Consider the following 14714-nt stretch of genomic DNA (forward strand, 5'->3'; position numbering starts at 1 on the left):
AACTTTTGCGGGTTATGTAAAAACTGCGTACAATATAGCTTTATATAAATTATAATACTTGTGATTTTTAATGCTTATCGCTCATATAGCCTTACCTGTACCTCTTTACCAAATATTTGATTATCAATTAACTAAACCAGCTCAAGTTGGAATGCGGGTTAAAGTTCCTTTCGGTAAACGTGACGCAATAGGAATTATTGTTAGTATTGACGAAAAAACCGAATTTGATATTGAAAGCTTAAAAACGATTACAACTGTCATTGATACTGAACCTGTTTTTACGCCTTCTATTTGGCAGTTGTTAAACTGGGCAGCTAGTTATTACCATTATCCTATTGGCGAAGTTCTATTCCATTCTATACCTGTTTTATTACGACAAGGGCGAAAAGCAATCAAGGAAGATATAAAACAATGGCAATTAACTCAGTTGGGTAAAAATATTGATTTAGAATCGTTATCACGGACTCCAAAACAAAAATTATTATTATCATCATTCAGAAATAATACTCTTTCTGAAAATGACGTAAATAACACTATTTATAAAGAATTACAGAAAAAAAATCTTATAGAACAAGTAAACTGCCAATCCGATAATATTCAATGGCAAACCAATTTTTCAACAAATACTAGTTCAATTCAGCTAAATAAAGAACAGACCTATGCTATAGAAACAATCAACAACAAAAATCATCAATTTGAAGTATTTTTATTAGAAGGAGTGACTGGTTCGGGTAAAACAGAAGTATATTTAAACATACTATCTAATATATTAGCTACAGGTAAACAAGCATTAGTACTAGTTCCAGAAATTGGGTTAACACCACAAACAATTGGACGTTTCAAAAAACGCTTTAATGCGCCAATTGATATTTTGCACTCAGGATTAACGGATAAACAAAGACTCACTGTTTGGCTAAGAAGTAAACATGGTGAAAATGCTATTGTTGTTGGCACTCGCTCATCACTTTTTACTCCTTTTAAAGACTTAGGAATGATTATTATTGATGAAGAGCATGATAGTTCCTATAAACAACAAGAAGGTTGGCGTTATCATGCTCGAGATCTAGCAATTATCCGCGCAAAATTTAACAATATTCCAATTGTTTTAGGTTCTGCAACACCTTCACTTGAAACACTCAATAATGCGCAAAATCACAAATATCATTTATTACAATTAACCGAAAGAGCCGGTAATGCAATGCTAGCCAAACAGTCAATTTTGGATCTGCGTGGGTTAGTACTTACTGCTGGTTTATCTCAACCATTAATTGAACAAATAAAAAAGCATTTATCTAATAATAATCAGGTAATGCTATTTTTAAATCGCCGAGGTTTTTCACCATTATTAATATGCCATGATTGCGGTTGGATTGCTGAATGTCCTCGCTGTGATAAACCTTATACATTACATCAAAAACAACATAAACTCATATGTCATTATTGCGATACACCAAGAACAGTTCCTAAACAATGCCCAAAATGTGGTTCAACACATTTAATGCCTATTGGGTTTGGGACAGAACAACTTGAACAACAACTAGAAATCCTTTTTCCTAATATCAAAATTAGTCGCATTGATCGAGATACAGTGAGTAAAAAAGGCGCATTAGATAACTATTTACAAAGTATCCAACAAGGAGGAGCACACATTCTAGTTGGTACACAAATTTTAGCTAAAGGACATCATTTTCCAGATGTAACCTTGGTTGGAATTGTTGATGTGGATGGTGCTTTATTTTCAAATGATTTTCGGGCAACTGAACGATTTGCCCAAATTTATACTCAAGTATCAGGAAGAGCGGGTCGAGAAACTAAAGCTGGGCAAGTTATTTTACAAACATATCATCCAGATCACCCTTTGCTCAATATTTTACTAACTCAAGGTTATGAAAAATTTGCCAAACTAACGTTACAAGAACGGCAACATACACAATTACCTCCGTTTAGTTACCAAACATTAATTCGTGCAGCTGATCGTAACAATCATTACGCTCCAGCATTCTTACAACATGTGCATGATTGGCTAAAAGAACATAGTAATAATACTTTATGGCAGTTGGGGCCAATGCCTGCAAGTCAACCGAAAAAAGCAGGATATCATCGTTGGCAATTACTACTTCAACATACAAGCAGACAACAATTACAGAAAATTTTGGATCAACTATTAATCGTAATAGGAAAATGGAGCGAAACATCAAAAGTAAGATGGAGCATTGATGTTGATCCTATTGATAATTAGATTGATATTATCTCCACCAATAATTAATTAGTGGAGATAATAAATTATAATATTATTTTACCAGCGTTTTTATCCAATGTTGCCTGTCCAATACCTGAAACTTCCTTTAGCTGCTCAACTGAAACAAAAGGGCCAAACTTTTCCCGATATTCTATAATCTTCTGAGCTTTACTTGCCCCAATTCCAGTCAATACTTTTGATAATTCTTCTGCTGTTGCAGTATTGATATTTACTTGAACAACTTGTTTTTGTTCTTGTTTAACGGAAGTTGGTGTTTCTGGAACCGAATTAGCAAAGCTTATATTCGAAAAAATAAAACTTGATAATATAATACATAATATTGAAAATACTTTCATTTGATTAACCTCATAAAATAGTTACGCAATTAAATTTGCTTTATAACTATCTCACTTCATCAAATAAAAAAATTTCATTAATAATAAAAATGAGAAAAGCCACCTAAGTGACTTTTCATTTTTTCAATTATTTCTACTATTTTGGGAGTTAAATCACAAATTGGAATCAGGCATAATTTCTATCTTAGCCTTAGAGCGTATGTCAGCAGCAAGATAATAATGCGTATTATTAATAAATAAAGGTAACAACTCAGAAGAAATATCTTCATATTCTGTTGGGGTATCTACCTTAGTTAGCGCAACAATATAAGCATTTTTATCATCTAAAAATTCCACACCATAAACAGTCTTCCCCGATGAAGAAGGATTCAAATTAAAGACCATATTAACAACTTTTTGATCAAGTTCTGTTGAATTTCGATTCAAAACATATTTTTTTGCAAATTGGACATTTTTGGCTTTTCCAGTTTCGTTAAGTTGAGTCAATATATTATCAACACTAGATTTAAACTGGCTTTGAGCCTTTTCTGTAAAAAGTTTATTATGGATATCTTCTTTAACTTCATCAAATGGAGCTATACCTTCAGGACGATAATCAACTGTTTGTACAACAAAATCATACTTCCCAAAACTTCTATCTACAGGTATTAAATCAGAAACTTTATTCGTTGCCTTACCATCGACTATCATTTCTTCACTAAAAATCACATCCCTAACCTCTGGATGAGCAGCAAGTGAAAACTTATCGTTGAAAGATATCCAATTTGAGGTCTTTACTTCAAATCCAAGTTTGTTAGCAAGCTCTTCAATACTTTTAGGAGAATCATGTAATGCAGTTTTAATTTTATTCTCTTCATTTTCTAAAGCTTTTTGTATTTTTTGTTCAGTGAGTTTTGGCTTGATTTGGTATTTAGCATAATCGAAATCCATAACTTTTTTAGGTTGTATACCATCTAATTTCACTATTGCGTAACCACTATCAACGGCTATTGGCGATGAGATTTTCCCTACTTTCTTTAATTGAGCATCTTTAAAAACTTGAGGTAATGAATCATCATCAGCAAACCAGCCTAATGAACCATTTTTGCCATAAGGTGAAATATCATGATTCTGATTAACAGTTTTAGCAATAGTATCAAAATCAGCTCCAGACGAAAGATCCTTTGCAATTTCATTAGCTTGTTCTTTATTAGTCACAAAAATTACACTATAAGCTCTCTTAGCTGGATATGAATAAGTTTTAATATTTTTATCATACTCATTTTTAATTTCTTTTTCAGTAACGCTAATTGTTTTTCTCAAAGATTCGTCAGAAGTCATAATATATTTAACTTTTACACGCTCATTTTTAAAAAAATCTTTTGAATGTTCGTTATAATATTTTTGTTCATCATCTAACGTAATATTCGACTCATCAATATCACTTACAGAAGCATTAACAGAAGTAGCATATACACTTCTAGTTTGATTTTTAAGAGAAGCTATTTCAGAATCAATTGGCAGAATAAAATTACTATTTATTATAGCATTAACAGTCTGTTGTTGCTGTAATACTGTTCTTATAATTTCAGCATAACTATCTGGAGTAAAATTATTTTCAGCTAGAAGGTTTAAATATGTCTGATTATCAAATTTACCATCTTTAAAAAACTCTTTTTGTTTTTTGATAAACTTTTTGATTTGATCATTACTAATAGCTACACCAACTTTTTCTGAAAATTTATAAGCTAAATAATTATCAATTTGATAAGATAAAACATTACGGCGTAATTTTTTGATAAAAGAACTATCGCCTCCAGCATTCGCTGTTACTGCTCTAGCTTGAGCTTCGAATTCGGCCCGACTAATACCTTCACCATCAACTTTTGCGATATATTTCTGTTGATCTTGAACACTTACACTGCCACCAAAGCCTAGAAATCCGACGCCAGTGAAAATAAAACATAAAATAATTATTGCAAAAATAATCTTAACAACAATATTATTTGCTGCTGTTCGGATTGTCTCCATCATTTATTGCGATTCTCCATACCAAATGTTGAATTGTAAAAGTATAGCATATTTAACTAAATTGGCTATTGTCCGAATGTTATGTAGCATAAAAAAAAGATCAACATAGAGTTGATCTTTTATTAAATTAATAAATAACTAGTTTAATATAGCTGAATTATCGACGCTATTTTTTAATTTCTTAATAGCTTTTCTAGTTGTTGGTACTGGCTCTATACCAAATGGATTATTCTGCAATGCAATTGTAAGCACATCATCAATCCATTTTACTGGATGTATATCAACTTCAGATTTTACATTATCAGGAATATCTTCCAAGTCTTTAACATTATCCATTGGAATCAATACAGTTTTAATTCCACCTCGGTGTGCAGCTAATAACTTTTCTTTTAATCCGCCGATAGGTAAAACTTCACCGCGTAATGTTATTTCGCCCGTCATAGCAACATCAGAGCGAACTGGATTACCCGTTAATGTTGAAATTAGTGAAGTACACATTGCTATACCTGCACTCGGCCCATCTTTTGGTGTTGCTCCATCAGGCACATGCACATGGATATCGCGTTTTTCATAAAAATCACTATTAATACCCAATTTTTCTGCACGAGATCGAACAACTGTTAATGCCGTTTGAATCGATTCTTGCATAACATCACCTAATGAACCAGTGTAAGTCAATTTTCCTTTACCTAAAACACTTACAGATTCAATAGTAAGTAAATCTCCCCCCACTTCTGTCCAAGCAAGACCAATAACTTGTCCAATGCGGTTTTCGTTATCTGCCTTACCGTAATCAAAACGCTGTATTCCCAAGAAATCTTTTAAGTTATCCTGTGTCACAATTACCTTTTTCAATTTATTATTTAATGCTAATTGCTTAACAACTTTACGACAAATTTTTGCAATCTCTCTTTCTAGGTTTCTAACCCCAGCTTCCCGCGTATAATAACGAATGATTCCAATAATAGCTGAGTCATCAATACTGATTTCTTTTGATTTCAAACCATTATTTTCAATCTGCTTAGCAATTAGGTGTTGCTTTGCTATATTCAATTTCTCATCTTCTGTATAGCCAGAAAGACGAATAACTTCCATCCTATCCAATAATGGCGCAGGAATATTCATAGAGTTAGCCGTTGCAACAAACATCACATCAGATAAATCGTAGTCAACTTCTAAATAATGGTCACTAAAAGCATTATTTTGTTCAGGATCAAGTACTTCCAATAATGCAGATGCAGGGTCGCCACGCATATCCGATGCCATCTTATCTATCTCATCTAATAAAAATAACGGATTCTTAACCCCCACTTTCACCATGCGTTGAATTAATTTACCTGGCATCGAACCAATATATGTACGCCTATGTCCACGTATCTCAGCTTCGTCACGTACACCACCAAGCGCCATTCGTATATACTGACGTCCTGTCGCTTTAGCAATTGATTGACCAAGTGACGTTTTCCCCACACCAGGAGGACCAACTAAACATAAAATTGGACCTTTAACTTTATTAACACGGCCTTGAACTGCTAAATATTCTAAAATTCTATCTTTTACACGTTCAAGTCCATAATGATCTTTATCTAAAACTTTTTGTGCAGCTTCAATATCTTTTTTAACGTTACTACGCTTATACCAAGGAACTTGAAGCATCCAATCAATATATCCCCTAACAACCGTTGCCTCAGCAGACATCGCTGGCATCATTTTAAGTTTATTAAGCTCAGCTAATGCTTTATCTGTAGCTTCTTTTGGCATTTTAGCTTTAGTAATTTTTTCTTTTAATTCTTCATATTCATCAGGTTTATTATCTATATCGCCTAACTCTTTATGAATAGCTTTAATTTGCTCATTGAGGTAATACTCCCTTTGAGCCTTTTCCATTTGTTGTTTAACTCGTTGTCGAATATTTTTTTCAACTTGTAGTAAATCAATTTCTGATTCCATCAATGAAATAAGCAATTCGAAACGCTTTATAAGATTAGCGGTTTCTAAAATCTCTTGTTTTTGTTCAACTTTCAAGAATAGAGTTGCAGCAATAGAGTCGGCTAAACGTGAAGGTTCTTTCAAAAAACGTATAGAATCAACAACTTCCTGAGTTATTTTTTTGTTTAGTTTTGAGTATTCATCAAAGTTAGATAAAGTTAAGCGTATCATAGCCTCACTTATATCCGCGGCTTTTTTTACTTCACTTAATGGTTTGACTTTTGCAATAAAAAATTCATAATCGTTGTTCTCAACAATGTCATTCATTTTAGCTCTTGCAATACCTTCAACAAGAACTTTTACTGTTCCATCTGGTAATTGAAGTAATTGTAAAACATTGGCCACAGTTCCGACATCATATAAATCATCTATATCAGGATCATCTTGAGAAGGATTTTTTTGGGTTACAAGAAAGACTTGCTTATCCATTTCCATTGCAGCTTCTAAGCAACGTATTGATTTACTTCTACCAACAAAGAGAGGAATTACCATATGTGGAAATACAACAACATCACGCAATGGTAAAATAGGCATAATCATTTGTTTAGTTCGTTTTATTTTCATTTTATTCTCTCTAGTAGTACAAATCTATTAGATAAATATTGGGGTCATTTTTAGATATTCAAGCCTATCTTTTTTGTTTTAACATACACTAATTCTAGAACATCTTGACAGTATTTACTGAAATTTTGCTTTAATATTAATTTGAGGTATAGCTCTTGCCATCATATCTATGATGGCAAATATATATTTCAAGCCGAGATTTCAGCATCTTCACGATGGATTAATTTCGGTGCTAGAGATTGTTCAACGGTTTCTTTTTCAACAATTACTTTGTTAATAGTATCCATTGATGGTAAGTCATACATTGTATCTAATAATATATTTTCAACAATTGAACGCAAACCTCTCGCTCCTGTTTTTCTTTGCATCGCTTTTATAGCGATAGCATCCAAGGCTTCTCTCGTAAACTCAAGTTCAACACCATCTAACTCAAACAAAGTTTGAAATTGTTTAGTCAAGGCGTTTTTAGGTTCCGTCAGAATATTAATTAAAGCATTTTTATCTAATTCGGATAATGTTCCTATAACAGGTAATCTTCCGATAAACTCAGGAATTAAACCAAACTTAACTAAGTCTTCAGCCTCAATTTTAGCTAATAGCTCCGACTCAGAAAGTTTATTTTTAGTACTTGTTACCTCAGCACCAAAACCTATTCCTGTGTTAATTGATACACGATTTTCAATGACTTTATCCAAACCACTAAATGCACCACCGCAAATAAATAGAATTTTTGAAGTATCTACTTGCAAAAACTCCTGCTGAGGATGTTTACGTCCACCTTTTGGCGGAACTGAAGCAATAGTGCCTTCAATAATTTTCAATAAAGCCTGTTGAACTCCCTCACCAGAAACATCTCTAGTAATAGATGGGTTATCCGATTTTCGTGAAATTTTATCGATTTCATCAACGTAAATAATACCCCTCTGAGCTTTTTCAACATCATAATCACAATTCTGTAATAATTTTTGAATAATATTCTCTACATCTTCACCAACATAACCTGCTTCAGTTAATGTTGTTGCATCGGCCATAGCAAAAGGAACGTCTAAAAAACGAGCTAAAGTTTCAGCTAATAACGTTTTACCACTACCAGTAGGTCCTATAAGCAAAATATTACTTTTGCCTAATTCAACATCACTACGACTAGCATGGTTACGTAAGCGCTTGTAATGATTATAAACAGCGACAGACAAAACTTTTTTAGCTCTTTCTTGACCTATTACATATTCATCAAGATGCTCTCTAATTTCGTGTGGTGTTGGTAATGGTTTACTAATAAACTCTTCATGAGAAAGAAAACTTTTTTTCTCTTCTTTTAAAATATCATTACATAATCCTATACATTCATTACAAATATAAATAGATGATGGACCAGCAATAAGTTTACGGACTTCATGCTCACTTTTACCACAAAAAGTACAATAGAGTAATTTTTTTGAACTTTCTTTATTCACGTTTACCACCTACCCAACATTAAGATCGTTTACTATATATGGCATCAACTAAACCATATTCAACTGCTTTATCCGCAGACATAAAATTATCACGGTCGGTATCTTTTTCAATCACACTAATATCTTGACCTGTGTGCATTGCTAAAATATTATTTAATCGGTTTTTTACCTGTAAAATCTCTTGTGCATGTATTTGGATATCAGAAGCCTGTCCTTGAAAACCACCTAATGGTTGGTGAATCATGACACGTGCATTTGGTAAGCAATAACGTTTACCTTTAGCTCCAGCTGTTAAAAGCAATGACCCCATTGAACAAGCCTGTCCCAAACAAATTGTACTAACATCTGGTTTTATAAATTGCATTGTATCATAAATAGCCATACCAGCTGTAACAACTCCACCAGGTGAATTGATATACAAATGGATATCTTTATCAGGATTCTCTGCTTCTAGAAACAACATTTGAGCAATAATAAGGTTTGCCATATTATCTTCAACTTGTCCCGTCAAAAATATAACTCGCTCTTTTAATAGCCGTGAGTAAATATCATAAGCTCGTTCACCCCGAGAGCTTTGTTCAACTACCATTGGAATAACACCCATATATGATTCTAAAGGCATTTTTATCTCCTAATTAACAAAATAGCCCAAACAGATAATACATATTTGGGCTTAAAAGTGAGCGTTTTTAAATTAAATGAAAAGGCTAATAGATTAAGCCATCTGCTGATTCATTAATTCAGAAAATGAATAATTTTTTTCTGTTACTTTCGCACTAGCTAACAACAGATCTACAACTTGATCTTCTAATGCAACAGCTCGAATATTCTCCATTGCTTTTTTATCTTTATGATAATATTCTGAAACTTCTTTTGGATCTTCATATGCAGTCGCAATTTCATCAATTAATGCTTGAACACGCGATTCGTCTGCAGTTAATTTATTACTTTCAATTATTTCACTAAATAATAAGCCTGTAGCAACACGTTTTTTAGCCTCAGCTTCAAATAGTTCTTTCGGTAATTCCATACTTTGTTTGACATTACCACCAAAGCGAGATAAGGCTTGTTGACGTAACACATTAATTTCACGATCGATTAATGCCACTGGTACATCAATCTCATTATTTTTAACTAAACCATCAATAGCTTGTGTTTTAACTTTGTTACGAATTGTTGCGTTGAGTTCTCTTGTCATATTTTTACGAACTTCAGCTCGCAAACTTTCAACGGTACCATCTACAATACCAAAACGTTTAACAACATCTTCGGTTAGTTCAGGTAATTCAAGTTCTTCAACCTTCTTAAGTGTAGATGCGAATACGGCAGGTTTACCTTTTAGGTTTTCAGCATGATAGTCCTCAGGGAAAGTCACATTAATATCAAACTTATCACCTACTTTATGACCAATAATTGCATCTTCAAAACCTGGAATCATACGGCCTTGCCCTAATACTAATGCAAAATCATTAGCCTTACCACCTTCAAACTCTGCGCCATCGACTTGACCGACAAAATCCAAAGTAACACGGTATTGCTCTTCAGCCGCTTTTTCAACTTCTTTCCAAGTACCTTGTTGTTTGCGTAATGTTTCAATCATTGTTTCAACATCTGCATCAGCAACTTGTGCAACTGGTTTTTCAACTTCAATTTTATCTAAATTTTCAACTTTTATTTCTGGGTAAACTTCAAATTCAACAGTAAATGTATAGTCTTCACCATTTTTATATTCTTGTGGAGTATAAGTCGGAGCTCCGGCTGGATTTAATTTTTCTTGAATAATAGCGTCAACAAAATTCCGTTGCATCAAATCGCCTAAAGCATCTTGTAAAATAGAAGCACCATAACGTTGTTCAACAATTTTTAAAGGGACTTTTCCTTTACGAAAACCATCAATACGTACTTTTTTTGCTGTATTAATAAGCTCTTTATCAACTGCTTTTTTAATATCTTCAGCTTTAATTGTAATAGATAAACGTTGACCTAATCCTTGTGTTGTTTCTACCGAAACTTGCATGTTTATACCTCGAAATTATTGAATATTATTTGCTCATAATTATATAAAAACGATAATTGAGCTAAAAAATTAAAAAATAGGCATGCATTATACCGACCGTAATCGTCTACGTCGAGACATTTAATAGTTTCTTCTCAAGCGCTTTCAGGCGTTTATTCATTTCGTCAATATGTAAAACTAATGATGCCGTTTTTCGCCATACTTTGTTTTCTTGCAATGGAATACCTGATGAATAAACACCAGGCTGTGTAATTGGACGCATTACCATACCCATACCTGTTACTGTAACTTGATCACATATTTCCATATGTCCATTAATAACACTTGCACCACCGATTAAACAGTGTCGACCAATAGTTAAACTTCCAGCCATAATAACACCGCCAGCAACAGCCGTATGATCTCCAATTACATCGTTATGAGCAATCTGACATTGATTGTCAATAATAACACCATTACCAATAATAGTATCATCAAGAGCACCGCGATCAATTGTCGTTGAGGCACCAATTTCAACGTTATTGCCAATGACAACACGCCCTAATTGAGGAATTTTAACCCAGTTCCCTTTATCATTAGCATAACCAAATCCATCTGCACCAATTACAGTCCCAGATTGAATCAGGCAATTTTCTCCAATAATACAATTATGATAAATAGAAACATTAGCCCATAATTTTGTACCTGCACCTATTGTTGTATTTTTTCCAACAAAACACCCTGCTCCAATGATACAATCATCTCCTAATATCACACCGCTTTCGATAACAGCATTAGCGCCAATAGAAACATTACTACCTAATTGAGCTGTCGAATCAATCACTGCTGATGTAGCTATATCCTTAGCTGGAGCTGGAGTAGTATCTAGGTATTGTGCTAATTTTGCATATGCAAGGTATGGATCTTTTACAATAAGGGCTGCACCATTCCAATGCTCAAGACTCTCTTCTGTCATTACCACAGCAGAAGCTTTGCATTCTAATAAATTCTTTTGTAATTTCTTATCAGATAAAAATGTAATTTGACCTGATATAGCACTATTCATTGATGCTATACCAGTGATGGCTAAATCACCATCACCATGTAACCTAGCATCAAGTTGCTTAGCTAATTGCTCTAAACGAAAGGAAAACATTATTTTTTAACCTTTTCCAACACTTTGTCTGAAATGTCAACCGCATCTGAAGCTGATAAGGTGGCTTCTGCTTTTAAAATAATATCGTATTTTTCTTTTGCGACTATATCTTTAATAGCTTCTTGGATTTTAATTAATAATTTCTCTGCTTCTTCTGTTTCACGCTTACGATAATCTGCAGAAAAAGCCTTAGCTTTATTTTCAAAATCAGAAATTGTTTTATTTAATTTCGTTTTTTCAGATGAAGATAATGTTAAACCATCTTTTTTTAATCGTGCAGCAGCTTCATTTGCTTTCTTTTCTTCAGCTTGTAATGATTTAGCTCTTGCTTCAAATTCACTATCCAATGCTTTACCAACCGATTCGCGTTGAGGCATGCGTTGTAATACTGACATAACATCGACTACACCAATTTTTACTTCAGCATTTACAAAGCCTGCAAAAAGTAACGCCGTACTAACACTAAGAAAATATATAATTTTTTTCACTTTAATCACCTATTTGTTTTCTATTTTATAACATGGAATTACCATGTAGAACCTATATTAAATTGAAACTGTTGAGTTGAATCGCCATCATATTTCTTAAACGGTTGAGCATAAGAAAAGACTAAAGGACCTAATGGAGACATCCATTGCACGGCAAGCCCAGCAGACATCCTAATATCCGATGGAGAACTATAATCAGGGATATTTTTTCCTTTTAAATTCCATTCAGTATCCCATACAGTACCTGCATCGAAAAATAGTGATGTTCTAATATTATCAGCATATTTTTCGCTAGCAAATGGCGTTGGAAGAATTAGCTCTGTACTTGCAAAAGCTATAGCATTACCACCTACAGCATCTTTTGATTTTGTACATCCAGATGTATTATCTAAGCTATCGCAAACTCCACTTTTATTAAGATATACCGCTTTAGGACCTACAGTATTTGATTTAAACCCACGTAGTACTGAGGCACCACCAGCATAGAAGTTTTCATAAAAAGGTAACTCTTTTCCACCTAAACCGCCACCGTAGCCTAATCGAGCACGAGTTAAAAAGATCCAGTTATGGTCATTGTCAATGGGATAATAGTAAGACGCATCTGAAACTAGTTTATAGAACCTATTTTCAAATAATGGTGCTGTGACTTTAGCATTAGCTGTTATTTTAAGTCCATCAGTAGGGAAAAATCCACGATCTAAAGAGTTATATGTCCAATAAGCATTTAATAATAAATCATTAGTATCAAATGAAATAGAACTTTTATTATTCACTTTTTCACCCATAGAGTTGAAATAACGCCACATTCCATATTGCGCTTGCATACCAGATAACTTATGGTTAGCAAATTCAGAACCAAAACGAACAAAATTATTTTCACTAATTGGGAATCCTAAATTAGCTGATGCGCCCCAAGTTTTACTCGAATATTCTGATTCATCATCTTTATCGTCATTTTTATAGGTATTATAATAAATACTACCCCCTAAACTTACACCATCAACGGTAAAATAAGGATCAACGACAGAAATAGATGCAGTTTTATCTGTATCAGTTGTGTTAACATCAAATGAGACACTGTTACCTGTTCCCAACCAGTTATCTTGAGAAATACCGGCATTGAAACTAACACCACTATCAGAACCAACACCAATACCAAATTTGATACTACCAGTATTACGTTCAGCAACTTTATAAATAATATCGACTTGATCATCAATACCAGGCACACGTTCAGTATTTGCTTCAACAGTATCAAAAAATCCAAGTCGGTTTAAACGTTCTTTACCCAATTCAACTAATCCATTACTTAACCAAGCCCCCTCCATTTGTCGAAGCTCACGGCGAATTACACTTTCGCTGGTTACAGTATTGCCAACTATTTTAATTTTACGAACATAAAAACGTTCACCTACATCAACAAGAACAACTAATTTAACCGTATGTGCGACATCATCCATTTCAGGCTGAATTGATACTCTAGGGTACGCATAACCGAAATTAGCAAGTAGACGCTTAACGCCATCTTCAATTTCAGTAATTTTTTTACCATTATAAAGTTCACCAACTTTTACTTTTTCATTAGCAATTTTGGAAATCTCGCCTTTATGGCCAGCAAAATTACCCATAAATTCAAGTTGAGATAACTTATACTGTTCACCTTCATGAATATTAACTGTAACGTATATGCCTTTTTTGTCTGGCGTTAAACTAACTTGCGTTGACTCAATGTTAAAACGAGCATAACCACGATTTAAATAAAAACTTTGTAATTCATCTAAATCTGCTGCCAATTTTTGTTTTTGATATTTGCGATCTCCAAGCATATTCCACCAAGGTACTTCATCACGCAAAGTAAAACGCGAAATAAGTTCTTCAGATGAAAAAGCTTTAGCACCAACAATATTAATCTGATCAATTAGTGCCGATTTACCTTCAGCTACAACTAATTTTAAATCAACACGATTACGTGACAACGGAGTTACAACAGCTTTGATTTGAGCATTATATTTACCAACACTATAGTAAAAATCTTCTAAGCCTTTTTCTATACCAGAAAGCATAGTACGATCTAATGCTTCACCTTCACGAATACCCGAACTATCTAGGTTTTTTTTCAGCATCTCATCTTTAACAGACTTATTACCAGAAAAAGTTATGCTAGCAATAGTAGGGCGTTCTTGAACATGAACAATTAACCTATCACCATCACGAGAAACGGTAATATTATCAAAGTTTCCACTGGAATATAGTGATTTGATGATACGGCCTAAATCAGCTTCATTAACATAATCACCGACTTGAATAGGCATTTCAAGTAATGCTGCTCCAACAGTAACACGTTGCAAACCTTCAAATTTGATGTCTTTTACTACAAAATCATCAACACAAAATGCATTGGAACTATATACTGCTGTAGTACTAAACAACAAAGATGCTATAAGTAATTTATTTATTTTCAT

Annotated in this window: 10 protein-coding genes; 1 reads left to right on the plus strand and 9 read right to left on the minus strand. The window is 33.5% G+C overall.

Annotated elements, in window-relative coordinates; all coding sequences use genetic code 11:
* Window positions 1–70 precede the first annotated feature (70 nt).
* Complete coding sequence (gene priA / locus A9G38_RS04195) at window positions 71–2239, plus strand: primosomal protein N' (protein ID WP_034910239.1); 2169 nt, start codon at window positions 71–73, stop codon at window positions 2237–2239.
* Window positions 2240–2283: 44 nt separating this feature from the next.
* Here priA and A9G38_RS04200 read toward each other — a convergent pair whose 3' ends face one another.
* From A9G38_RS04200 to bamA, 9 genes are all read right to left on the minus strand, one after another.
* Window positions 2284–2595, minus strand: a complete 312-nt coding sequence (locus tag A9G38_RS04200; protein WP_034910242.1) for a ComEA family DNA-binding protein — start codon at window positions 2593–2595, stop codon at window positions 2284–2286.
* A gap of 153 nt (window positions 2596–2748) precedes the next feature.
* Window positions 2749–4608, minus strand: coding sequence for a SurA N-terminal domain-containing protein (locus A9G38_RS04205; protein WP_034910243.1), 1860 nt, complete (start codon window positions 4606–4608; stop codon window positions 2749–2751).
* 135 nt (window positions 4609–4743) lie between these two features.
* Entirely contained in the window at window positions 4744–7158 is a 2415-nt protein-coding gene (gene lon / locus A9G38_RS04210; RefSeq protein WP_051634143.1) for an endopeptidase La, read from the minus strand.
* 188 nt (window positions 7159–7346) lie between these two features.
* Window positions 7347–8621 (minus strand): ATP-dependent protease ATP-binding subunit ClpX, encoded by a 1275-nt coding sequence (clpX, locus tag A9G38_RS04215; protein ID WP_034910245.1) that lies wholly within the window; start codon window positions 8619–8621, stop codon window positions 7347–7349.
* Between the two features lie 10 nt (window positions 8622–8631).
* Window positions 8632–9234 carry an ATP-dependent Clp endopeptidase proteolytic subunit ClpP gene (clpP, locus tag A9G38_RS04220; RefSeq protein WP_034910250.1) on the minus strand — a complete coding sequence of 201 codons (603 nt, stop codon included), beginning with the start codon at window positions 9232–9234 and terminating at the stop codon, window positions 8632–8634.
* A 93-nt stretch (window positions 9235–9327) separates the two neighbouring features.
* A complete protein-coding gene (gene tig, locus A9G38_RS04225) occupies window positions 9328–10629 on the minus strand; it encodes a trigger factor (RefSeq protein ID WP_034910251.1) in 1302 nt (433 codons plus the stop codon).
* A gap of 106 nt (window positions 10630–10735) precedes the next feature.
* Window positions 10736–11764: a UDP-3-O-(3-hydroxymyristoyl)glucosamine N-acyltransferase gene (gene lpxD / locus A9G38_RS04230; RefSeq protein ID WP_034910253.1), complete on the minus strand. Its 1029-nt coding sequence runs from the start codon at window positions 11762–11764 to the stop codon at window positions 10736–10738.
* Complete coding sequence (locus tag A9G38_RS04235; protein WP_034910255.1) at window positions 11764–12252, minus strand: OmpH family outer membrane protein; 489 nt, start codon at window positions 12250–12252, stop codon at window positions 11764–11766. Before A9G38_RS04235 ends, lpxD begins: the two co-directional genes overlap by 1 nt.
* A gap of 38 nt (window positions 12253–12290) precedes the next feature.
* Window positions 12291–14714 carry an outer membrane protein assembly factor BamA gene (gene bamA, locus A9G38_RS04240; protein ID WP_034910258.1) on the minus strand — a complete coding sequence of 808 codons (2424 nt, stop codon included), beginning with the start codon at window positions 14712–14714 and terminating at the stop codon, window positions 12291–12293.

Source organism: Gilliamella sp. Imp1-1 (genome assembly GCF_001690415.1).
Lineage (GTDB): Bacteria > Pseudomonadota > Gammaproteobacteria > Enterobacterales > Orbaceae > Gilliamella > Gilliamella bombi.